The sequence below is a fragment of the Mesorhizobium sp. Mes31 genome (assembly GCF_024519675.1).
In the GTDB taxonomy this organism is placed as follows: Bacteria; Pseudomonadota; Alphaproteobacteria; order Rhizobiales; family Rhizobiaceae; genus Mesorhizobium.
In genome coordinates this window covers 158,478-181,050 of record NZ_JALJRL010000003.1, presented here as the reverse complement: position 1 = coordinate 181,050, position 22,573 = coordinate 158,478, and the positions used below count along the sequence as shown (strand labels likewise).

Below are 22,573 nucleotides of genomic sequence, written 5' to 3'. Positions count from 1 at the left end.
CGCGCGCTTCTCTAATGGGAATGCCGGGGGATGCCGGCGTCGCGCCGGCCGACCAGAAAGTCGAAATCGCAACCCTTGTCGGCCTGCAGAACGCGCTCGACATAGAGGCTCTGGTAACCGCCCTCGGGCGGCGTCGGCGGCTGCCAGTCGCGCCGGCGGGTCGCCAGTTCCTCATCCGATACCAAAAGCTCCAGCCGGCGGCCGGCGACATCGAGCTCGATGAGATCGCCGTCGCGCACCAGGGCCAGCGCGCCACCTGCCGCGGCCTCCGGCGCCACGTGCAGCACGACGGTGCCGTAGGCGGTGCCGCTCATGCGCGCGTCCGATATGCGCACCATGTCCGAGACGCCCTGCTTGAGCAGCTTCGCCGGCAGCGGCATGTTGCCGACCTCGGCCATGCCGGGATAGCCGCGCGGTCCGCAGTTCTTGAGCACCATAACCGAGGAGGCGTCGATATCCAGTTCCGGATCGTCGATGCGGGCGTAGTAGTGCTCGATGTTTTCGAACACCACCGCCTTGCCACGATGCTGCATCAGCTCGGGCGTCGCCGCCGACGGTTTGATGACCGCCCCGTCGGGCGCCAGATTGCCGCGCAGGATCGAGATGCCGCCTTCCTTGGTCAGCGGATGGCTCAGCGGCCGGATGACCTCGCTGTTGTAGTTGGGCGCGCCGTCGATCAATTCACCGATGGTCTTGTCGCTGACGGTCATGACGTCGCGATGAAGAAGCCCCACTTCATCAAGCGACGCCATGACCGCAGCTAGCCCCCCGGCATAGTAGAAATCTTCCATCAGGAACCGGCCCGACGGCATCAGGTCGACAATGGTTGGAACGTCGCGGCCAAGGCGATCCCAGTCCTCGAGGCTGAGATCGACACCGAGCCGGTTGGCGATGGCGATGAGATGCAGCACCGCATTGGTCGAGCCGCCGATCGCGCCGTTGACGCGAATGGCGTTCTCGAACGCTCGCCTGGTGAGGATCTGCGCAATCGTGACATCCCTGCGGACCAGCTCGACGATCTGGCGTCCGGCCATCTGGGCGAGCACGCCTCGGCGCGAATCCACCGCCGGGATCGCGGCATTGTCCGGCATGCCGATGCCGAGCGCCTCCACCATGCTGGCCATGGTCGAGGCTGTGCCCATTGTCATGCAGCTGCCCGCCGATCGGCTCTGGCCCTGCTCGGCCGCAAGGAAATCGGCGATCGGCATGCGGCCGGCCTTCACCTCCTCGGCGAATTTCCAGACATGCGTGCCCGAACCGATATCCTTGCCGCGGAACTTGCCGTTGAGCATCGGCCCACCCGACACGGCGATGGTCGGCAGATTGCACGACGCAGCACCCATCAGCAGCGCCGGCGTGGTCTTGTCACAGCCGACCAGCAGGATGACGCCGTCGATGGGATTGCCGCGGATGGACTCCTCGACATCCATACTGACTAGGTTGCGGAACAGCATGGCGGTGGGGCGCATGTTGCTCTCGCCCAGCGACATCACCGGAAACTCCAGCGGCAGGCCGCCGGCTTCATAGACGCCACGCTTGACGTGGTCGGCCAGCGCGCGGAGATGGGCATTGCACGGCGTCAGTTCCGACCAGGTGTTGCAGATACCGATCACGGGACGGCCGTCGAACTCGTCGGCGGGAATGCCCTGGTTCTTCATCCAGCTTCGGTGCATGAAGGCATTCTTGCCTTCACCACCGAACCACGCCTGGGAACGCAGCTTGCGTTTCTCGTCCGTCACGATGTCTGTTCCCGATCCTGGCGACGCTTGTTGCGGTTCTCGACGCTGCGGCGCACGTCTTCCTCGGCATTGTCGATGAGCACCAGCAGTGCCCTTTGCGCGCCGGTCGCGTCGCCGGCGGCAATCTTTTCGGCCACTTCCCGGTGCAGCGGCAGAGAGTGGCGCTGCCCTTCCGGATTGTCGTTGGAGAGGCGAAAGCTCATCACCAATGCGGTTTCGACCAGCGCCGCCAGCGAGCCGATCAGCTCGTTGCCGGTCATGCGCAGGATGGTCTGGTGGAACAACAGGTCGGGCTTGGCGAAGCGGTCGCCGTCGTCGCTCACCGCTTCCATTTCAGCCAGCGCGGCATTGATCTCGGCAATCTGCGCCGGTGTGGCGCGCTGCGCGGCAAGTGCTGCCGACATCGGCTCGATGGCCCGCCGCAGCTCGAACAGCGCCCTGACATCGTCGGCGCTGACACCAGTGGCGTAGCGCCACGACAGGACATCCGGGTCGAGGAAATTCCAGTCGGAGCGAGGACGTACCCGTGTGCCGGTCTTCGGCCGCGACTCGACGAGCCCCTTGCCCGCCAGCACCTTGATCGCCTCGCGCAGCACGGTGCGGCTGACCCCCAGCATCTCGCTGGAATCGTCGGCGTTGGGCAGTGCTTCGCCGGGCAGGAAATCGCCTTGCACGATGCGCAGACCGATCTGCTCGACGACCGTCGCGTGCAGCGCGGTGGAGCCGCTGGAAACCGCGACGGCGATGCGCGAAGTGCGTGCCGTGCTGAAAGATTTCTTATTCTTCATACTATTCATATGATATGTCTTAAAGGCATTGCGATTGGAGTCAAGGGATGGGGGAATGCCGATGACAAAGAATTCCGCTGTCGTTGCCGAACAGCATCCAGAGCTGATCTCGATCAGCGACGGCATCGCGACTGTCGACATTGCTCCGGCTGCCGGCGGCGCCGTGGCGTCGTATCGCTGGTGGCAGAACGGGTCTGCCGTCGATTGGCTACGCCCGGCCGATCAGGCGGCGATCAGCCGCCGCGATGCAGGCGCGATGGCCTGCTTCCCGCTCGTCCCCTATTCCAATCGCATAAGGGGCGGCCGCTTCGAATTCGCGGGCCGCACCGTCGAGTTGCCCAGCCGGCCGGAGGACCCGCACCATGAGCATGGCCATGGCTGGCGCAGGCCATGGACAGTCATGCGGTGCGAAGCCGGCACCATCGTCCTGCGCTATCGCCACATCGCCGATTCCTGGCCGTGGAGCTATGAGGCCCGGCAAGTGATCTCGCTGATCGATGGCAGGCTGGTGATTGCCATTTCGGTGCGCAACCTGTCAGACACACCGATGCCAGCCGGATTCGGGCTCCACCCCTTTTTCCCGTCGACGCCATGGACGCATGTCCAGGCGCGGGTGTCCGGCATGTGGGAGACCGACGCGGACGTCTTGCCAACCCGCCACGTGGCGCCGCCGGCTGGAGCCGATCCGACCACCGGCTTCGATGTTTCGGAAACGGACTTCGACACGGTCTTCACCGGATGGACACGCCGCGCCCGGATCAGCTGGCCGGAGCATGGACGGCAGCTGGACATCGAGGCCGAGGCGCCGCTCGATTTCCTCGTCCTCTACACGCCGCCCGGCGAGCCGTTCTTTTGTGCCGAGCCGGTCAGCAACATCACCGATGCGTTCAACCGCGCACATGACGCCGGCATCGACACCGGCGGCATTGTGCTCGCGCCTGGGCAGATGCGATCCGCAAGCGTTCGCTTCACGCCTTCACAGGCATTCTGATCGCCCATGGCGAGCTGCCCAATGCCGGGCCGGTCAGAACGGGTAGTGCTGTCCTGGATCCTCGATCGTCACCCAGCGCAGGTCGGTGAATTCGGCGATCGACGCCTTGCCGCCAAAGCGGCCATAGCCCGAGCCCTTGACGCCACCGAACGGCATCTGTGCCTCGTCGCCGACGGTCGGGCCGTTGATGTGGCAGATGCCGGCCTCGATGCGCGCGGCCACCGCCATGGCACGCTTGATGTCGCGGCTGAACACGGCTGACGACAGGCCGTATTCGGTGTCGTTGGCGACCCGAATGGCTTCGTCCTCGCCCTTTACCCGGATCACCGGCTTGACCGGCCCGAAGGACTCTTCGGCGTAGACGCGCATCGCCGGCGTGACGTGGTCGAGCAATGTCGCTTCGACGACGGTGCCGCTGCGCTTGCCGCCCGCGACAAGCTTCGCGCCCTTGCTGACGGCGTCGGCGATGAGTTCTTCCATCTTGTCGGCGGCCTGGCTGCTGATCAGCGAGCCCAGCACAACGTGGCCGCGCGGGTCGCCTGCCGGCAGTTTCGATGCGCGCGCTGCCAGTTTGGAGACGAATTCGTCAGCGATCTTTTCATCGACGATCAGGCGCTCGGTCGACATGCAGATCTGGCCTTGATGCATGAAGGCGCCGAAGGTCGCGGCATTCACCGCCGCGTCGATGTCGGCATCATCCAGCACCAGCAATGGCGCCTTGCCGCCGAGTTCCAGCAACGCCGGCTTCAGGTGCCGTCCGGCGAGTTCGGCGATGATCCTGCCGACCTTGGTCGAGCCGGTGAAGTTGACGCGCTTGACCGAGGGATGCGCGACCAGCGCCTCGACGATGCCGGCGGCGTCCTTCGGGTCGTTGGTGACGACATTGATGACGCCTTTGGGCAGTCCGGCCTCGACCAGCACCTGGCCGATCAGCCGGTGTGTGCCGGGGCACATCTCGGATGCCTTGAGCACGACGGTGTTGCCGCAGGCGATCGGCATCGCGACGGCGCGGGTGCCGAGAATGACGGGTGCATTCCATGGCGCGATGCCGAGGCACACGCCGGCCGGCTGGCGGATCGCCATGGCCAGCGTTCCGGGCTTGTCGGAGGGGATGATCTCGCCCGAAATCTGCGTCGTCATCGCCGCTGCCTCGCGCAGCATGTTGGCCGCCAGCATGACGTTGAAGCCGGCCCAGGGGCCGGTAGCACCGGTCTCTTCCATCATCAGCCTGGTGAACTCGCCGACCTTCGAGGCCATCACGTCAGCGGCCTTGGACAGCAAGGCGCGGCGCTCGCCAGGCCCGGTCTTCGACCAGGCCGTAAAGGCCGCCGCGGCGGCCTCGACCGCTGCGTTGGCGTCGGCGACGTTGGCCGCGGCGGCGCGTGTCGCCAGTCTGCCGGTGAATGGGTCCATGCGCTCGTAGGAGGCCGCACCGGACGCATCCCTTTTATCGCCGTCGATCAGAAGTCCGATATCCATGATTGTCTCCATTGCTCTCGCGAGCGTCTTCATTCGTGTTCTAGAAACCAAGCACTTCGGCGTTGATCGAGGCCTCGAGGCCGCCATCGACCGGCACATTGGCGCCATTGACCCAGCGCGCGCCGTCCGAGCACAGGAACAGCACCACCGGCGCGATGTCGCCCGAGGTGCCCGCGCGCCCGACCCTTGCAATGTCGCTGTCGACGCGGGCGTCGCCGAGCACGCTGCGGAACTGTTTCAGGATCGGCGTTTCGACCGGCCCCGGGCTCACCGCATTGACGCGGATGCCACGGTTCTTGAACAGGTCCTGATGCGCGGCACGGAAAGTCCAAAGCAGCAGCAGTTCCTTCGAGACCGGATAGCCTTCCTCGTTCTTGACCGCGTGGTCGGCGACCACCTTCGCAACATTGGGAAAGCCCTCGATGCCGACCATCGAGGCTGCACGGTTGAGATTGGCGCGCCAGCCATAACCGGCGATCGAAGCGACGTTGACGATGGCGCCGCCTTCGCGAAGCTTAGGCGCCAGGCCTTCCGATAGCGCCCGCAGCCCGAAGAAGTTGACCGCCAGCGTCGATGCCGCTCCGGTGTTGCCGGAGAGGCCGGCGACGTTGCAGAGCGCGTCGATGCGTTGCGGCAGGCTTGCGACGAGATCGTCGACACCGGCCTTCGACGAGATGTCGGCCTTGACGAAGCTGCCGACCGGCCCGGCCGGCTCACGGACATCGACACCGATCACGTCGGCGCCGAGCTGGCCGGCGAGTTCCGCCGTGCGGGCGCCGATGCCGGAGGCGACACCGGTGATGAGGATCGTCTTGCCGAAAAGCATGGTCATGCCTTCTCCTGATGCTGTGTGGTTTGTCGCGGCGAGGGCGCGGTGCCATCGTCGGCCGCGGCTGCCGGATTGCCCGGCAGCCTGACGCGGTAGCCGACCGGCAGCAGGCGCAGTCCAAAACGCTCCTCGACCGTCCCCCACAGGCCGCGCGGCAGGAAAAGCGAGAACAGCACGGCGGTGGCGCCAAGCCCGATCAGGTACCAGACGCCGGTGCCGCCGAACCAGGTCTCGATGAGGAAGAACACCAGCGCGCCTAGAATGGCGCCTTCGAAGGTGCCGATGCCGCCGACCAGCACCATGAAGATCATGTAGGCGGTCCACTGGACGTTGAAATAGGTTTTCGGCTGGAAGGTGATGGAGGTCGCCAGCCACAGCGCGCCGGCGATGCCGATGCCGAAGGCGGCAAGCACGAACAGCAGCCGCTTGGTGCCGGTGACGCGCACCCCGACCGACGCGGCGGCATTCTCATTGTCCCGGATGGCGCGGATCGCGGCACCGGTGCTGCCGCGCAGCAGGCCGAACAGCATGGCGAGCAAAGCCGTCATCGACGCCAGCGCCAGCCAGTAGATCGTCATTCGTCTGGTGCCGGCATCATAGGCGTTGAGCGAGATCAGCGAGGTGCCAGTTTCGCCCTGCACGAGCCGGTCGAGATTGACCAAGAGATGCGTCAGCGCCGCGATCACCCACATGCCGATGGCGAATTCGCCGTTTCTCAGCCGCAGCATGAACAGCGACAGCGGCACCGACACCAGGCCGACGATGATCGCCGAAACGAAAAGCGAGGCGAAGGGGTTGAGGCCTGCATCGGCCAGTCGGATGGCGAAGTAGGCGCCGAGCCCGAAGAACACCTGCTGGCCGACAGACACCAGCCCGCCAAAGCCGGCCAGCGCGTTCCACATCGCCGCCAGGATCACATAGATGAACAGCGCCGTCATCCGGTCGACCGCGCCGGCCGACAGGAACTGCGGCGCGATGGCCAGCAGCGCGATGATGACGGCGACCGCAATCGCGGCGATCCGCGACGTCGCTGTGCCGCGCTCGATGACAGGCGAGGTCGAGGCAGCGCTCATGACGTGCTCCGGGAAGGCAGGCGCAGCAGGCCGCGCAGGCCAAGGCCGGATGCCGAAAGCCGCACGAACAGCACGACAAGGAACACGGCGTGGCCGCCGATCAGAAAACCTTGCGGATGCACCTGGGCGCCGAGCGTCTGCGCAAGCGCCAGCACGATGCCGCCGATCAGCGTTCCCCACAGCGAACCGGCGCCACCGATCACCGCGGCTTCGAAGGCGAACAGCAATTGTGGCGCGCCGGCATAGGGATCGAAGGTGGCGCGCATGCCGAGGAAGGCGCCGGCAAGGCCGACCGTGACCATGGCTATTGCCGCGGCGATGGCATTGGCGCGGCGCGCGTCGACGCCGACCAGGCCGGCTGTATCGGGGTCCTCCGAAGTGGCGCGGATCGAGCGCCCGAGCCTGGTGTGGGTCAGGAAAAGCTGCAGCCCGCCAAGCAGGACCACGGCGGTGGCGAACATGATCACGGCCAGCTTGCCGACATAGATGCTGCCCGGCCACTCCCAGGAATCATAAGAGAGGCTGCCGATATAGGGCGCCAGCGAGCGGGTGTCGGCGCCGAACTGCTCGAACAGCAGATTGTCGATGACGATGGCAAGGCCGAACGTGGTCAGGATCGGCAGCAGTGCACCGCCGCGCGCGCTGCGTTCGAGCAGGAAGCGCTGCAGCGCCCAGCCGATCGCCGCCATCAATGGCAGCACGATGAGCAGGCCGACAAAGGGCGAGACATGGAACCGCGAGGCCAACAGCCACAGCGCATAGGCGGCGAGCACGGCCAGGCTGCCATGGGCGAGGTTGATGATGCGCATCACCGAAAACATGAAGGACAGGCCGCAAGCGATCAGCGCATAGTAGCCGCCAAGCAGGATGCCCTGGATGATCTGGTTGCTCATGCGGGAACGCCCCCGGGGCTTTTCCTGTGCAGGCCGAAATAGGCCTTGGTCACATCCTCGCGCGAGATATCCCTGGTCGATCCTTCGAGCGCGACGCGGCCTTCGAGCATGCAGATGACCCTGCCGGAGACCGCGAGCGCCCGGTTGAGATCCTGTTCGACCAGGATGATCGTCGTACCCGATCTGATCAGGCCCTGCAGCGCGGCATAGACACGGTCGACGATCAGCGGCGACAGGCCAAGCGAAACCTCGTCGAGCAGCAGCACGTCCGGATTGCTCATCAGCGCCCGACCGATCGCAGTCGCCTGCTGTTCGCCGCCAGACAGGTGACCTGTCCTGGCATGGCGGCGCGGCTTCAGGTTGGGGAACATCTCGAGCACCTTGTCGACGCTCCAGTCGCCCGGCCGGCCGGCGGTCCTGCCGAGCAGAAGGTTCTCCTCGACCGTCATCTGGACGAACAGCTTTCGCCCCTCCGGCACCAGCGCGATGCCCATGCCGACGCGCCTGTGCGATGGCACGCCCGTGAGATCGGCCCCGTCCAGCAGCACGCGGCCGGCCGCCGGCTGATGGGCGCCGGCGATTGCCCTGAGCAGCGTCGTCTTGCCGGCGCCGTTGGCGCCGACCAGCGCCAGTGTCTCACCGCGTTCGATTGTGAAACTGACGCCGCGCACCGCCTGTAGCAGGCCATGCCGGACAACCAGGTTCTCGACCGAAAGCAGGCTCATTTCGGGCCTCCGCCGAGATAGGCGTGGATCACTTGCGGGTCGGCCATCACCGTTTGCGGGTCGCCGTCGGCGATGATCCTGCCGGCGTCCATGCAGATCAGCCGCTCGGCCACCTGCAGCAGAATGTGGACGATGTGCTCTATCCAGACGATGCCGATCTTGCGCCGGCGCAATTCCTTGATGGTCTCGACAAGTTCGCCGGCTTCGCCATCGGTCAGGCCGCCGCCGATCTCGTCCAGGAGAAGCAGCGTCGGCCTTGCGGCGAGCGCCCGGGCCAGTTCCAGCCGTTTGCGGTCGAGCAGCCCGAGCGTCTCGGCGCGCCGGTTGGCGACGCTGAGCATGCCGCACAGTTTCAGCGAGCCGAGCGCCTCCTCATAGGCTTCGTCTCGGCCGAGGCCGGCGCCGTGCGACGCGGCGACGAAAACGTTCTCAAAGGTGGTCATGCCGCTGAACGGTTTCGGCACCTGATGCGTGCGCACCAGGCCGAGCCGGCAGCGCTGCGTCGCTGTCAGGGTCGTCACGTCACCGCCCTTGAAACTCACCTTGCCCAAACTCGGCGGAAAGGCGCCTGAAAGCACGCTGAGCAGCGTGGTCTTGCCGGCGCCGTTCGGGCCGACAATGCCGACCGCCTCGTCGGCGCCCATCGTAAAGTCGACGGCATCCAGCACCACAAGCGCGCCGAAGCGCTTGTGGATACCGGCGGCAGTGAGAACAGCCTGTTGTTGCGGATGGGTCACCAGGCGATCCTCGTCAGCGGTCCATCAACCGTTGTAAGGCAGAAGCTTGGCTTCGACGGGCACCTTGGGGTCGGTGGCGTTCTCGGTCACCACGTAGTCGAGCGGGAATTTGCTGCCTTCCTTGGCGGCGACCCACTGCGTGCCGATGATCGGGCCGGGCGAGACATTGGCCACTGGCCCGCTGGTGAAGTCGACCTTGCCGATCATCGTCTCGGTCTTGAGCGTGCTCAGCGCCTTCGCCACCGCCGCCTTGTCCTTGGCGTCGGTGCTTGCCTTCAGCGCCTCGAAGCCGGCATCGAGCAGCGACATCGAGGCGCCGAGCTGCTGCGTCCACTGCTTGCCGCTCGCCGCCTCATAGCCGTCGGCAAGCTCGGTGCCCGAAACGCCGGTCAGCGGCGACTTGTAGGGAAAGGCCTTGTGCCAGTAGGCGGCGCTCGAAATCTTCATGCCGAGATCGCCGAGCGCCTCGATGTCCGAAGGGAACAGGCCGGTCTTGGCGACCTGGCAGATCTTGATCTGTTTGATCAGGCCCTGTTGCGCCGCCTGGCGCCAGAAGGCGGCGAAATCCGGCGGGATCGGGAAGGAGTTGAAGATCTCGACACCCTCCTGCTTGAACAGCGCGATCTGCGAGGAATAGTCGGTGGTGCCGGTTTCATAGGCGCCGGGATCGACGATGGTGAAACCTTGCTTGGCCAGCAGCGGCGCCAGATTGGCGCGGATCGCGTTGCCGTCGGCATCGTTCGGATACATGACGCCGACCTTCTTGTTGGTCTCGATCAGGTTCCATTGCGAGATGTAGGTCTTGAAGAACTCGCCGACGCCGAAGCCGAAATGATAGGTCCATTTGAACGGCGAGGGCGCACCGGGCTTGGCGCCACGGCCGAAATACCAGGCTTCCCACGGCATGACCGTGGAGAGGCAAGGCACGCCGGCGGCTTCGCAGGCGTCGGCTACCGGATTGATCACCTCGGGCGTCGAGACCGCCAGCATCAGGTCGATGGCCTGGTTGTTGATCAGGTCCTTGGCCAGCTGGCCCGCGCGGGACGGATCCGATTGCGTATCCTGGTCGAGGATTTCGACGCTGTATTTCTTGCCGCCTATATCGAGGCCGCCGGCCAGCGCCTTGCGGGCAAGGTCGAGCACGTAGCCGTCGGTCTGGCCGAAGCCGGCCAGCGGCCCGGTGCGCGGGCTGACGAAGCCGACCTTGAGCGTGTCGCCTGCCGCAAAAGCCTTGCGGCCGCCAAGTGCCAGCGCCGTGCTGCCGGCGATCGAGGTGGCAATGAACTGGCGTCGCGAAATGCCTGGAATCGTGGATCTGCTGCCGAGTGCGTGTGTCATGTGTTCCTCCCTCTGTGGCTCCTCCAACACCACAGTGCACCACGCGTTTGGTTCGGTAAAATGATATTTTGCGGTGTTTCATTAACCTATGGGTTAGGAAATCTCAGGTCGCGACAACATCTTGTTCGGATGTTTCGGCGCGTCAACCGCCTTGCCTTGCCGCTTCGCGGATGGTCTGCAGCAGGATGGAGAAAGCGGGCGAGGGCGCCGTGTCGGTCCGCATCGTCAGGCCGACCGGTCCCTTGGTTTCCTCCGTGTTGACCGGCAGGGCGACAAAGGCGCCGCTGCCGAGCTCATTGGCAACGACGCCCGCCGAAATAATCCAGACCGCATTGCTTTGCCGCAGGAAAGCGCGGCCGAAGGAGTCCGATACGGTTTCGATTTCGGTTGCCGGCGCCGTCATGCCGTTGGTGATGAACAGCCGGTCGACGAAGGGGCGGATGACCGATTCCCGCGTCGGCATCAGCGCCGGGAATTCGTCGAGCCGTGCGAACACGTCCTGTCCGGCTTCGAGCAGCGGATGGCCCGCGCGCACCACGAACAGCACCTGTTCGGAATAGAGGTGCTCGAAGAAGAAGCCGGTCATGTTCTCCGGCGCCGCCAGCCGTCCGACAACGAGATCGAGCGCTCCGACACGCAACTGCTCGAGCAGCACCGCGTTCTCGCCGGTGACGATCTTGATCGCAGCACCGGTGCTCTCCTTGAGGAACAGGCTCATGGCGAGCGGCATCACGCGCGCCGAAACCGTCGGCAACGCGCCGATGCGGATCGGGTGCCGGTTGACCGCGCCATCCTGCCTGACGGAATCGACGCCTTGCTTCAGCGCCGTGATTGCCGTGCCGGCATGGCGAAGGAAGATTTCGCCGATGCGCGTCAGCCGGATGCCGCGGCCGTCGCGTTCGACCACCGCCACACCCAGCGCCTCTTCCAGTTCGCGCAACGTCTTGGTCACCGCCGGCGGGCTGACATGCAGGAAGTCGGCCGCTCTCGCCACGCTTCCCTGCCGCGCAACTTCAAGGAACGCCTGCAGGTGACGGAAGCGGATGCGGCCTTCGGACATGAATTCGATAACCTCTGAGTTAATGAAACGGCGCAAAATATCATTTTACCGAACCAAATGCCTTGTGCAATGTGGAGATGGAGGACCGAAATCGTGCCATTCGTCACCATCGGCGGCATCACGCTGCACCATCGTCGCGTCGAAGCGAACAGCGAGGCACGCCCGATCGTGTTCATCAATTCGCTCGGCACCGACTTCCGGATCTGGGACGACGTCGTCTCGGCGCTTGATGGTGAAATGCCCTTGCTGGTCTACGACAAGCGTGGCCACGGGCTCTCCGACATCGGCGATATCAAGTCGATCGACGATCATGTCGACGACCTCTGCGGCCTCGTCGATCACTTCGATCTCGGCAAGGTGGTATTGTGCGGCCTGTCGGTCGGCGGTCTGATTGCGCAGGGCTTTTATGCCAGGCGCCCCGCAGACGTCGAGGCGCTGATCCTCTGCGACACGGCACACAAGATTGGCACCACGGACAGCTGGAACACACGCATCGCGACGGTCGAAACCAAGGGCATCCAGGCCATTGCCGATGCCGTGCTCAAAGTGTGGTTCACCCCGGCCTTCCACGCGGCACGTTTGCCCGAGCTGGACGGCTATTGGAACATGATGACCCGGCAAGCGCTTGCCGGTTACATCGGCACTTGCGCGGCGGTTCGCGACGCGGATTTCACCGACGCGGCGCGCCGCATCGCGGTGCCGACACTTTGCGTTGTCGGCGACCAGGACGGCTCGACGCCTCCCGATCTTGTCCGCTCGCTGGCCGCTCTCATTCCCGGCGCGCGCTTCGAGATCATCCGCGACGCCGGGCACATTCCGTGCGTCGAACAGCCTGAAGCGCTGGTCGCCCTGATCCGCGAGTTTATCGCATCGCTTCCCTCTGGAGCAGAAACCCATGGATGAAGTCCCCGGCAACGCAGCCAGATATCGCGCCGGCCTCGCGGTGCGGCGGTCCGTCCTCGGCGACCGCCATGTCGACCGGGCCGAAGTCGCCGCCACCGATTTCGATCAACCGTTCCAGGAGCTGATCACCGAGGCAGCCTGGGGAACCGTGTGGGCACGACCGGGCTTCACCAGGCGCGAGCGTTCGATCGTCACGCTGGCGCTGCTGGCCGCGCTCGGCCATGATGAGGAGGTCGCCTTGCATGTGCGCGCCACCGCCAACACCGGTGCCACGCGCGACGATATCTGCGAGGCGTTCCTGCATGTCGCCATCTATGCCGGCGTGCCGGCCGCCAACCGTGCCTTCAAGATCGCCAAGGACGTGTTTTCGGAAATGGACGGAGCCAAGAATGTCCGCTGAGTCCGGCTCGAACCGGAGGCCTGAGACCGGCGCCTTTTTCCAGCGCGACCGGACATGGCATCCGCCGGCGCTGACGCCGAACTACAAGACTTCCATCCTGCGCTCGCCGCAGAAGGCGCTGCTCGCCTTCGACAACACGCTGTCGGAGATTGCGGGCCCGGTCTTCGGTCATGCCATGCTGGGCGAACTCGACGCCGACCTGATCCACAATTTCGCCAGGCCCGGCGAGAGCGCGCTCGGCGAGCGTATCATCGTCCATGGCCGCGTGCTCGACGAACGCGGCGCTGGCGTGCCCGGCGTGCTGCTCGAATTCTGGCAAGCCAATGCCGGTGGCCGCTATCGCCATAAGAAGGACGGCTATCTGGCGCCGCTCGACCCGAATTTCGGCGGCTGTGGCCGTGCCATCACCGGCGAGGATGGCGGCTATGCCTTTCGTACCGTCAAGCCCGGTCCTTATCCCTGGCCGAACGGGCCGAATGACTGGCGGCCTTCGCACATCCATTTCTCGGTCTTCGGCCATGGCTTCGCGCAGCGGCTGATCACGCAGATGTATTTCGAGGGCGACCCGCTGATCTGGCACTGCCCGATCGCGCGCGGCATTCCCGACAAGGCCGCCGTCGAGACGCTGATTGCCGCGCTCGACATGCAAGCGACGATCCCCTTCGACGCGCGCGCCTACAAGTTCGACATCGTGCTGCGCGGGCGCCGCTCGTCGCTGTTCGAAAACAGGCTGGAGGGCAATTGATGGCCCAGTCGCTCGACCGGCTGAAGGAAAGTCCTTCGCAGACCGCCGGACCCTATGTCCATATCGGGCTCACCCCCAATTTCTGCGGCATCGCCGGCGTCTATGCGACTGACCTTGGTGCGACCATGGTCAACGAGAAGACCAGGGGCGAACGCATCGGCCTGCGCATCCGGGTGCTCGACGGCACCGGCACGACGCTCAAGGACGCTCTGATCGAAATCTGGCAAGCGGATGCGGACGGGCTCTACAATTCGCCGGCGGAGATGCGCGGTGCCGCCGATCCGAATTTCCTCGGCTGGGGTCGTTGCCCGACTGACATGGAAACCGGCCTGTGCACATTCGAGACGATCAAGCCGGGCCGGGTGCCGTTCAGGGATGGCCGCCAGATGGCGCCGCATATCACGCTCTGGATCGTCGCCCGTGGCATCAATCTCGGCCTGCACACTCGGCTCTATTTTTCCGACGAGGAAAAGGCCAATGCCGAGGATCCGATCCTGGCGCGCATCGAGCATCGCGTTCGCGTGCCGACCCTGATCGCCGAGCGCAAGGACGACACCTACGTCTTCGATGTCCATCTCCAGGGGGAGAAGGAAACGGTCTTCTTCGACAGCTGATGGTCAGGAGGACAAGGACATGACCGTATCGCCCTTCGACCATCCGCTGCTTTCCGCTCTTCTCGGCGACGAGGAGGCGAGCCGGCATTTTTCCGTCGAAGCCGAAATCGAGGCGGCGCTGGGATTTGAAAGCGCGCTGGCGCAAGCGCAGGCCGAAAATGGCATCATCGCCAAGGATGCGGCGGCAGCGATCGTTTCGGTCCTATCCTCGTTCCGGCCGGACACCGCCTTGCTGCGGGCCGCGGTCGCCAGGGACGGGGTCATGGTGCCGGAACTCGTGCGCCAGATCAGGATGGCGGTCGGCGAGCCGCATGGCCAGAAAGTGCATTTCGGCGCGACCAGCCAGGATGTCATCGACACCGGCCTGATGCTTCGGCTGAAATCCGTCGTCGAGCATCTCGGCCTGCTGCTGACCGAGACCATCTTACGGCTCACTTCCCTCGATGAGCGCTTCGGGGGCAGGGTGCTGGCCGGGGTGACCCGCATGCAACCGGCGATCCCGATCGAAGTGGCGGATCGCGTACGAGCGTGGCAGGCACCGCTGCGGCGGCACCAGGAAAGACTACCGGAACAGTCGAGGCGCCTGCTGGTCGTGCAGTTCGGCGGTGCCGCGGGCACGCTCGAAAAGCTCGACGACAAGGGGCCGGCGGTGCGTGCGGCCCTTGCCGCCAGGCTTGGTCTTGCCGATGCGCCGCAGTGGCAGAGCCAGCGCGATGCACTTGCCGATTTCAGCGGCTGGCTGTCGCTGGTGACCGGCAGCCTCGGCAAGTTCGGCCAGGATATCGCCCTGATGGCGCTGGGCGGAACCGAAGTCGAACTCTCGGGCGGCGGCGGTTCGTCGGCCATGCCGTACAAGCAGAACCCGGTGAAGGCGGAGGCGCTGGTGGCGCTTGCCCGCTTCAACGCCACGCAGCTTTCCGGCATGCATCAGGCGCTCGTGCATGAGCAGGAGCGTTCGGGATCTGCATGGACGCTGGAGTGGCTGTTGCTGCCGCAGATGGTCGTTGCCACGGCGGCATCGCTACGCCTCGCCGCCGAACTGGCCGCACAGGTCGAAAGTCTCGGTCACTGATGCGCACCCAGGTCGTCATCATCGGCTCCGGACCGTCCGGCCTGCTGCTCGGACAGTTGCTCCACGGCATCGGCGTCGAGACAATCATTCTGGAACGCGCCAGCCGCGATCACGTGCTTGGCCGCGTGCGCGCTGGCGTCCTCGAACAAGGCACCGTCGAGCTGCTGGAGGAGGCCAGCGCTGCCACCAGGCTGCATGCCGAGGGGCTTCCCCATTCGGGCATCTCGCTTGCCTTCGATGGCCGCTTGCATCGCATCGATCTGGCAGCGCTGACCGGCGGCAGGCATGTCACCGTCTATGGCCAGACCGAAGTGACGCACGATCTGATGGACAAGCGCGATGCGGCAGGACTGACCACGGTCTACGAGGCGGCAAACGTCACACTGCACGATTTCGACGGTAAGGCGCCTTTCGCCACCTATGACAAGGATGGCGTCGGCCATCGCATCGACTGCGACTTCATCGCCGGCTGCGACGGCTATCACGGTGTCAGCCGCAAATCGGTGCCCGATGGCGCGCTGAAAACCTTCGAGCGGCAATATCCGTTCGGCTGGCTCGGCGTGCTGGCCGAAGTGCCGCCGGCCGATCACGAGCTGGTCTACGCCAATCATGAGAGGGGTTTTGCGCTGTGCTCGATGCGCTCGACGCACCGCAGCCGCTACTATGTGCAGTGCCCCGAGGGCGACCGCGTCGAGGCATGGTCGGACGACCGCTTCTGGGACGAGCTGCGCAGCCGCTTGCCGGAGCAGACGGCGGCAAGTGTCGTCACCGGGCCATCCTTCGAGAAGTCGATCGCGCCGCTGCGCTCCTTCGTTGCCGAGCCGATGCGTTTCGGCCGGCTTTTCCTGGTCGGCGATGCCGCCCACATCGTGCCGCCGACAGGGGCCAAGGGCCTCAATCTTGCCGCCAGCGACGTGCGTTATCTCTTTGCTGGCTTGCGCGACTTCTATGCCGAGAAATCGCATGCCGGCATCGATGCCTATTCAGGCAAGGCGCTGGCGCGGGTCTGGAAGGCAGTGCGCTTTTCCTGGTGGATGACGACGATGCTGCACCGCTTTCCCGACACAGGCGAATTCGGCCAACGCATCCAGGAGGCCGAGCTCGACTATCTCGTGCATTCCAAGGCGGCATCGACGGCGCTTGCCGAGAATTATGTCGGCTTGCCTTACTGACGCACGGCAAACGATGCGCGGCTATCGGCCCAGGAGATTGCGTTCGACGGTTCTCAGATGCGCCAGCATCGCATTTTTCGCACCTTCCGGATCGCGGTGAAACAGGCAATCGAGGATCGCCTGGTGCTCGTCGCAGTAGGCCTGGCGACGTTCCTCCGAGAACGAACGCTTCTTCATTTCGAACCAGGGTGACTGGTTGCGAATGGCGCGCATGAGATTGTGGATCTCTTTCAGGAAGTCATTGCGGCAGCATGCGAACACCCGGTGATGGAATTCGGCGTCCCAATGCTCGAAATCCGGCATGTCCTTGGCGTCGCATGCGGTCTGGTGCGCTTCGCGAACCGCGTTCAGTTCGGTCGCGCTGGCATTGGTCGCGGCAAAGGCCGCTGCCGCCGGTTCGAGCAACTGCCTGATCTCCATCATGTCGGCGGGGCTGGTGCCCTCCATCCGTGTGACCATCGATGTGATCGACGTCGGGTTGGTCGCGGTCAGGAAGGTGCCCCGCCCGACATGCCGGACGACAGTTCCGTCGTTCTCGAGGAAGCCGACGGCACGGCGCACGGTATTGCGCGCGACGCCGAATTCGACCGCGAGGTCGCGCTCGGGCGGCATGCGGCCGTCCTCGAGCCACTCGCCGGAGGAAATACGCTTCTTGAGCATTGTGGCGATATCGTTGGCGACGAGCTTCGGCATTCGGTGAGAACTTTTATCTGATCCAATGTTGAACCAATATTATCAAGCGATTGCCGGTTGGTCCAGTGTTCAGACGAAAACAGGCGCCGCATGCGCATGTTTTGTTGAATCGGGAGCTGAAACCCTCTTGAAGCGTGAACCAATCGGCGATAGCGTGTAGCGAAAGAGCCAGTATTGGTTCATAAAAGGTTCAGGGAGGAATCGAATGCGGGTCGCGACATTTTCGATCGCCGGCGAACGTCGCGTGGGTATGGTCGATCTCGATGCCCAGACCATCGCTCCTTTCGATTTTGCCGTCGATCAGGCCAAGGCCGGCATTCTGGCACTGATCGAGCGCAACGGCGCCGGCGTGCCGCGCACCCTGTCACCGATCCCGCTGGCGCAGGTGGAAATCGAGGCGCCGATCCCGCAGCCGCGCCGCAACATCTTCTGCGTCGGCAAGAACTATCACGAGCACGCGCACGAGTTTGCCCGCAGCGGTTTCGATTCCAGCGCCGGCGCCGGCGCGATCCCAAAACACCCGATTATCTTCTCCAAGGTGCCTGAATCGGTCGTCGCCAACCATGCCAGCGTGCTGATCGATTCCTCGGTCTCGACGGCCATCGACTACGAGGCGGAGCTTGCCGTCATCATCGGCAAGGGCGGGCGCGGCATCGCCAAGGAAAATGCGCTCGACCACGTCTGGGGCTACACGATCGTCAACGACGTCACCGCCCGCGACCTGCAGGGCAAATACAGCCAGTGGCTGATCGGCAAGTCGCAGGACACGTTCTGTCCGATGGGCCCCTGGGCGGTAACCAGGGATGAGTTGGATCTGGCGACCGCCGGCATCCGCTGTTTCGTCAATGAGGATCTGCGCCAGGATTCCAGCATATCGCTGTTGATCTTCGACATCCCGACCATCATCGCGACGCTCTCGCAAGGTATCACGCTGAAGCCCGGCGACATCATCGCCACCGGCACGCCGGTCGGCGTCGGCATCGGCTTTGATCCGCCGAAATATCTCAAGGCCGGTGACGTCGTGCGCATCGAGATCGACGGCATCGGCACGCTGGAAAACCGCTTCGTGGAGTATGCGCAATGACGACCGTGACGGTTGGCCAGGTTGTCGCGGAGGTCGTCGGCGAGGGGGCGGCCGTGGTGATGATCCATGGTCTTGGCGGCACGTCCAACATGTTCCAGCCGCAGATGGCGGCGCTTTCCAGCTATCGCGTCATCCGGCTCGACCTGCCGGGCTCCGGCCGCTCGCCGCGCCCGATCGAGCCGCTGACCATCGAATTGATGAGCGAGGCGGTCATCCGCGCCATGGCCGGCATGGGCGTCACCACGGCGCATTTCGTCGGCCACTCGATGGGCACTATCATCTGCCAGCAGATTGCCGCGACGCAGCCCTCGCTTGTTGCGTCGCTGGCGCTGTTTGGCGCGCTGGCGGAACCGGCGGAAGCGACCAGGCAAGGGCTCGCCAATCGCGCCCGGCTGGCGCGCTCGGGCGGCATTGCCGATATCGCCGACCAGATCGTCGCCAATGCGATCTCGGCGCACACCAGGGAAACCTCGCCAGCCGCTGTCGCCTTCGTGCGCGAATCGATCACACGCCAGGATCCGGAATCCTATGCCCGTACCTGTGAGGCGCTGGCCAAGGCGACCGCGGTCGACGCGCGCCGGATTTCCGTGCCGACCTTGCTTGTCACCGGCGACGCCGACACGGTCAATCCGGCTGGTGTCGGGCAGGCGCTTGCCGACAAGATCAAGGGAGCCATATTCTCGTCTCTGGATCGGTGCGGGCACTGGGCCACGGTGGAAAGCCCGCGCGAGAGCAGCCAGAAGCTCGCCGATTTTTTGAGACGGGTTGATAGGTGAGGATTTCTGATCGGGCGTAGAACTACGCGCTCGGCAAGTTGGGAGGCTTGTGATGGCAGACGACAGCTGGAACGGTAACGGCTCGAGCAGCACGCTCTTCACCAATGTGCGCGTGCTCGACGCGACAGGTGAATATCCATACACCGGTGAGGTACTGGTGCAGGGCAACCGCATCAAGCAGATCACCAAGGGCTCGTCGCGCTTCGGCTCGTCCTCGTCGTCTTCCTACAGCGGCGGCGCGACCGTCATCGACGGCATGGGCGCAACGCTGATGCCGGGCATGATCGACGCGCATCTGCATCTGTCGTGGAACAACGCGCCCGGCATCGACCCCATCCAGATGATGGAGATCGAGGAGCACATGCTGGTCACTATGGAGATGGCCAAGCTGGTGCTCGATGCCGGCTTCACCGCCGGCCGGGGTGCCGCGGCCGCCAAGCCGCGTCTCGATGTCGTCGCCAAGAAGTTCATCAACCAGGGCCGCTTCCCCGGTCCGCGCTATCTCGCAGCAGGTCCGGAGATCACCACGGTCGGCGGGCTCGGCGATTCCGCGCCTTCGCACATTCCGCATGAAGGGCTGAACCTCGGCATCGTCGTTTCCGGTCCCGAGGAAATCCGCCGCACCGTGCGCCAGCTGATCAAATACGGCGTCGATTCCATCAAGCTCAACCTGTCCGGCGAGAGCATCACCGGCATGGGCGCCGAGGAAACGCCGATGTCGGAGGAGGAGGTCGCGATGGCGGCTTCCGAGGCGCGCTGCCGCAACAAGGTGCTGTCGGCGCATGCGCGCTCGTCCGGCTCGGTCAAGCAGTGCATCCGCCACGGCATCCAGAACATCTACCACGCCTCCTTCGCCGACGAGGAAGCGCTCGACATGCTCGAGGCGGTCAAGGACAAACACTTCGTCGCGCCTGGCATCGCCTGGCTGATCAACACCGCGCGCCATGCCGAGCAATGGGGCATCAAGCCCGGTTCGCCGTTGTCGCTCGAATATGAGCGCGAGCTCGAAATGTGCATCGAGACGATGAAGAAAATGCACCGGCGCGGCATCCGCGTCTGCATCGGCGGCGACTACGGCTTTGCCTGGACGCCGCAAGGCACCAACGCCAAGGACATCCAGACCTTCGTCGAGATGCTCGGCTTCTCGCCGATGGAAGCCATCCAGGCCGGCACCAAATATGGCGGCCAGATCATGAACATGGGCGACGAGCTCGGCCTGATCAAGGAAGGCTACCTCGCCGATATCCTGCTGATCGACGGCGACCCGATTTCCGACGTGCGCATCCTGCAGGACAAGAACCGCATCCTTGCCATCATGAAGGACGGCAAGTTCCACAAGGCGCCGCGCATGAACGAGCAGCGCCGGCGGCTGACTGCATGAGCCTGCTCGACCAGCCATCCTCGCCGTCGCTTTCAAGTGGCGGCATGACACGCCGGCAGGCCTGGGGCCTCGTCGGCCTGCTTGCCGCCGCCGTCATCGCATGGCTGGTCTTTGCCGTCTGGCCGGATTGGCTGAACGCGATCCTGATCTCGAAGAAGGCGTTCGTCAGCGCAATCCTCAACGGCATCACGCTGGCCGGCCTGTATTTCCTCGTCGCCAGCGGTTTCACGCTGATCTTCGGCCTGATGCGCAACGTCAATCTGGCGCATGGCTCCCTCTATCTGCTCGGCGCCTATATCGGCTACGAGGTCACCAGCCGCACCGGCTACTGGCTGCTCGGCGTCGCCGCCGGCTTCGCCGCGCTGGCCATCGTCGGCGTCGTCATGCAGGTCTTCGTCTTCCGTCGCCTCGAAGGCGATGACCTGCGCCAGACCCTGGTCAGCATCGGCATCTCGATCGTCGCCGCCGACCTGATGCTGGCTGTCTGGGCCGGCGGCACCTATCAGATCGCGACGCCGGAATGGCTCGATGGCGCCTTGACCTTGCCCGTCATCACCGCGGTGCGCTCCAACGGCGCCTCGGTCTTCCTCACCTATCCGCTCTACCGCGTGGTCGTGCTGGCGGCGGCGATCGTCATCGGCGTGGGCCTCTGGCTGATGCTGCATAAGACACGCGTCGGCATGATGATCCGCGCCGGCGTCGACGACCGTGCCATGCTGCAGGCTTCCGGCGTCAACGTGCACGCGGTGTTTGCTATCGTCTTTGCGGTCGGCGCCGGGCTCGCCGGCTTTGCCGGTGTCGTCGGTGGCTCGGCGCTGTCCGTCGCGCCCGGCGAGGATGTCCGCTACCTCCTGGCATCGCTGGTCGTGGTCATCGTCGGCGGCATGGGCTCGATCACGGGTGCCGCCATCGGCGCGCTGCTGATCGGCCTCGCCGAACAGATCGGCCTCGTCTATTTCCCGACATATGGCATCGTGCTGACCTTCGTCATCATGGTGGTCACGCTGGCGGTCCGGCCACAAGGCATCATGGGGAAGGCCCGATGAGCCTGGCCATCGCCACGGACGGCGCGACACCGCGGCAGAACTGGCTGGAAAGGCTGGGCGCCGGGCACATCATCCTTGCCGTCGTGCTGGTGCTCTATCCGCTGGTGGCGTCGGATTTCTTCCTGACGCAGATCGGCGGCTACTCCCTGATCTTCGGCATGATGGGCCTGTCGCTGATGCTGCTCGCCGGCTATGGCGGCATGGTCAGCCTGGCGCAGATCACGGTTGCTGGCATATCAGCCTATGCCATCGCCATCCTCGGCAACAACAATTCCAACATTCTCGGCTTCGGCTGGCCGTGGTGGCTCGCGGTGCCGTTCGCGGTTCTCGCGGCGGCACTGGCGTCGGCGCTGATCGGCTGGATCTCGGTGCGTACCGAGGGCATCTACACGATCATGATCACGCTGGCGATCGCCACCGCGACCTACTATTTCGCTCAGCAGAACTACGCCATCTTCAATGGCCATTCCGGCTATGCCGGCATCCGCGCCCCGGCCTTCTGGGGCATCAGCTGGCGTGATCCGAAGCCCTTCTATTATCTCTGCCTCGGCCTGGCCGTGTTGTCCTACGCGGCGGTGCTCTACGGCTCGCGCTCGACCTTCGGCATGACCTTGCAGGCGATCCGCGACAACCCGCGCCGCATGCGCGCGCTCGGCTACCACGTCACCGCGCACAAGGTCTTCGCCTGGCTGCTGGCCGGCGTCATCGCCGGATTGGCGGGCGTGCTGCTGGTCTGGTTCAACGGCCGTGTCTCGCCCGGCACCATCGGCGTCGATGCGGCGATCGACGTGCTGATCATTGCCGTCATTGGCGGCCTTCGCCATCCGATCGGGCCATTTCTCGGCGCGGTCGTCGTCATCCTGATGCAGACCTTCGCCATCGACATCGTCGGCGCCGAGCGCTTCAACACGCTGATCGGGCTGGTGTTCCTGGTGATCGTCTTCGTCTCACCGGATGGAATTCTTGGGTTGTGGGGGAGGATCAAGCCACATCTTGCCCAGGAGTCCTTGCGTCCCGGCTCGTAGCGGCCGGGAT

23 protein-coding genes are annotated in these 22,573 nt (G+C 64.8%); 12 read left to right on the top strand and 11 right to left on the bottom strand.

Annotated features, from left to right (window positions below):
- Nucleotides 1–11 precede the first annotated feature (11 nt).
- Entirely contained in the window at nucleotides 12–1,739 is a 1,728-nt protein-coding gene (locus tag NR193_RS06155) for an IlvD/Edd family dehydratase (RefSeq protein WP_256749982.1), read from the bottom strand.
- Nucleotides 1,736–2,527: a FadR/GntR family transcriptional regulator gene (locus NR193_RS06150; protein ID WP_256749981.1), complete on the bottom strand. Its 792-nt coding sequence runs from the start codon at nucleotides 2,525–2,527 to the stop codon at nucleotides 1,736–1,738. Before NR193_RS06150 ends, NR193_RS06155 begins: the two co-directional genes overlap by 4 nt.
- 61 nt (nucleotides 2,528–2,588) lie before the next feature.
- Between NR193_RS06150 and NR193_RS06145 the strand changes: the two genes are divergently transcribed.
- Nucleotides 2,589–3,518 carry an aldose 1-epimerase gene (locus NR193_RS06145; protein WP_256749980.1) on the top strand — a complete coding sequence of 310 codons (930 nt, stop codon included), beginning with the start codon at nucleotides 2,589–2,591 and terminating at the stop codon, nucleotides 3,516–3,518.
- 33 nt (nucleotides 3,519–3,551) lie between these two features.
- Here the strand turns inward: NR193_RS06145 and NR193_RS06140 are convergent, their stop codons facing one another.
- From NR193_RS06140 to pcaQ, 8 genes are all read right to left on the bottom strand, one after another.
- Entirely contained in the window at nucleotides 3,552–4,997 is a 1,446-nt protein-coding gene (locus NR193_RS06140; protein WP_256749979.1) for an aldehyde dehydrogenase, read from the bottom strand.
- A gap of 40 nt (nucleotides 4,998–5,037) precedes the next feature.
- The gene (locus NR193_RS06135; RefSeq protein WP_256750283.1) at nucleotides 5,038–5,823 is read right to left on the bottom strand and encodes a coniferyl-alcohol dehydrogenase; all 786 of its coding nucleotides are present in this window, start codon (nucleotides 5,821–5,823) and stop codon (nucleotides 5,038–5,040) included.
- Nucleotides 5,824–5,825: 2 nt separating this feature from the next.
- On the bottom strand, nucleotides 5,826–6,899 hold the full coding sequence (locus NR193_RS06130) for a branched-chain amino acid ABC transporter permease (RefSeq protein WP_256749978.1): 1,074 nt from the start codon (nucleotides 6,897–6,899) through the stop codon (nucleotides 5,826–5,828).
- Entirely contained in the window at nucleotides 6,896–7,792 is an 897-nt protein-coding gene (locus NR193_RS06125) for a branched-chain amino acid ABC transporter permease (RefSeq protein ID WP_256749977.1), read from the bottom strand. Before NR193_RS06125 ends, NR193_RS06130 begins: the two co-directional genes overlap by 4 nt.
- Nucleotides 7,789–8,517 (bottom strand): ABC transporter ATP-binding protein, encoded by a 729-nt coding sequence (locus NR193_RS06120; protein WP_256749976.1) that lies wholly within the window; start codon nucleotides 8,515–8,517, stop codon nucleotides 7,789–7,791. Before NR193_RS06120 ends, NR193_RS06125 begins: the two co-directional genes overlap by 4 nt.
- The gene (locus NR193_RS06115) at nucleotides 8,514–9,257 is read right to left on the bottom strand and encodes an ABC transporter ATP-binding protein (protein ID WP_256750282.1); all 744 of its coding nucleotides are present in this window, start codon (nucleotides 9,255–9,257) and stop codon (nucleotides 8,514–8,516) included. The genes NR193_RS06120 and NR193_RS06115 overlap by 4 nt, the downstream gene beginning before the upstream one ends.
- Before the next feature lie 21 nt (nucleotides 9,258–9,278).
- Entirely contained in the window at nucleotides 9,279–10,592 is a 1,314-nt protein-coding gene (locus NR193_RS06110; RefSeq protein ID WP_256749975.1) for an ABC transporter substrate-binding protein, read from the bottom strand.
- A gap of 142 nt (nucleotides 10,593–10,734) precedes the next feature.
- Nucleotides 10,735–11,652, bottom strand: coding sequence for a pca operon transcription factor PcaQ (gene pcaQ / locus NR193_RS06105; RefSeq protein WP_256749974.1), 918 nt, complete (start codon nucleotides 11,650–11,652; stop codon nucleotides 10,735–10,737).
- A 93-nt stretch (nucleotides 11,653–11,745) separates the two neighbouring features.
- On the opposite strand from pcaQ, the gene pcaD reads away from it, so the two are divergent.
- The 6 genes from pcaD to pobA are packed head-to-tail and all read left to right on the top strand — an operon-like array spanning nucleotide 11,746 to nucleotide 16,558.
- Nucleotides 11,746–12,555: a 3-oxoadipate enol-lactonase gene (gene pcaD / locus NR193_RS06100; RefSeq protein WP_256749973.1), complete on the top strand. Its 810-nt coding sequence runs from the start codon at nucleotides 11,746–11,748 to the stop codon at nucleotides 12,553–12,555.
- A complete protein-coding gene (gene pcaC / locus NR193_RS06095) occupies nucleotides 12,548–12,955 on the top strand; it encodes a 4-carboxymuconolactone decarboxylase (protein ID WP_256749972.1) in 408 nt (135 codons plus the stop codon). The genes pcaD and pcaC overlap by 8 nt, the downstream gene beginning before the upstream one ends.
- Nucleotides 12,945–13,700 (top strand): protocatechuate 3,4-dioxygenase subunit beta, encoded by a 756-nt coding sequence (gene pcaH / locus NR193_RS06090; protein WP_256749971.1) that lies wholly within the window; start codon nucleotides 12,945–12,947, stop codon nucleotides 13,698–13,700. The genes pcaC and pcaH overlap by 11 nt, the downstream gene beginning before the upstream one ends.
- Complete coding sequence (gene pcaG / locus NR193_RS06085) at nucleotides 13,700–14,314, top strand: protocatechuate 3,4-dioxygenase subunit alpha (RefSeq protein WP_256749970.1); 615 nt, start codon at nucleotides 13,700–13,702, stop codon at nucleotides 14,312–14,314. The genes pcaH and pcaG overlap by 1 nt, the downstream gene beginning before the upstream one ends.
- 19 nt (nucleotides 14,315–14,333) lie before the next feature.
- A complete protein-coding gene (locus tag NR193_RS06080; RefSeq protein ID WP_256749969.1) occupies nucleotides 14,334–15,386 on the top strand; it encodes a 3-carboxy-cis,cis-muconate cycloisomerase in 1,053 nt (350 codons plus the stop codon).
- Nucleotides 15,386–16,558 carry a 4-hydroxybenzoate 3-monooxygenase gene (gene pobA, locus NR193_RS06075; RefSeq protein ID WP_256749968.1) on the top strand — a complete coding sequence of 391 codons (1,173 nt, stop codon included), beginning with the start codon at nucleotides 15,386–15,388 and terminating at the stop codon, nucleotides 16,556–16,558. Before NR193_RS06080 ends, pobA begins: the two co-directional genes overlap by 1 nt.
- Nucleotides 16,559–16,579: 21 nt before the next feature.
- Here pobA and NR193_RS06070 read toward each other — a convergent pair whose 3' ends face one another.
- Nucleotides 16,580–17,251, bottom strand: coding sequence for a FadR/GntR family transcriptional regulator (locus NR193_RS06070; protein WP_256749967.1), 672 nt, complete (start codon nucleotides 17,249–17,251; stop codon nucleotides 16,580–16,582).
- Between the two features lie 205 nt (nucleotides 17,252–17,456).
- On the opposite strand from NR193_RS06070, the gene NR193_RS06065 reads away from it, so the two are divergent.
- From NR193_RS06065 to NR193_RS06045, 5 genes are read left to right on the top strand one after another with little or no spacing between them, the layout of a single operon-like run.
- The gene (locus NR193_RS06065; protein ID WP_256749966.1) at nucleotides 17,457–18,335 is read left to right on the top strand and encodes a fumarylacetoacetate hydrolase family protein; all 879 of its coding nucleotides are present in this window, start codon (nucleotides 17,457–17,459) and stop codon (nucleotides 18,333–18,335) included.
- Nucleotides 18,332–19,111 (top strand): alpha/beta fold hydrolase, encoded by a 780-nt coding sequence (locus NR193_RS06060; RefSeq protein ID WP_091576676.1) that lies wholly within the window; start codon nucleotides 18,332–18,334, stop codon nucleotides 19,109–19,111. Before NR193_RS06065 ends, NR193_RS06060 begins: the two co-directional genes overlap by 4 nt.
- Before the next feature lie 52 nt (nucleotides 19,112–19,163).
- Entirely contained in the window at nucleotides 19,164–20,492 is a 1,329-nt protein-coding gene (locus NR193_RS06055) for an amidohydrolase family protein (RefSeq protein ID WP_091576674.1), read from the top strand.
- Nucleotides 20,489–21,538, top strand: a complete 1,050-nt coding sequence (locus NR193_RS06050) for a branched-chain amino acid ABC transporter permease (RefSeq protein WP_375162688.1) — start codon at nucleotides 20,489–20,491, stop codon at nucleotides 21,536–21,538. The genes NR193_RS06055 and NR193_RS06050 overlap by 4 nt, the downstream gene beginning before the upstream one ends.
- Nucleotides 21,535–22,563, top strand: a complete 1,029-nt coding sequence (locus tag NR193_RS06045; RefSeq protein WP_256749965.1) for a branched-chain amino acid ABC transporter permease — start codon at nucleotides 21,535–21,537, stop codon at nucleotides 22,561–22,563. Before NR193_RS06050 ends, NR193_RS06045 begins: the two co-directional genes overlap by 4 nt.
- The last annotated feature ends 10 nt before the right edge of the window (nucleotides 22,564–22,573 follow it).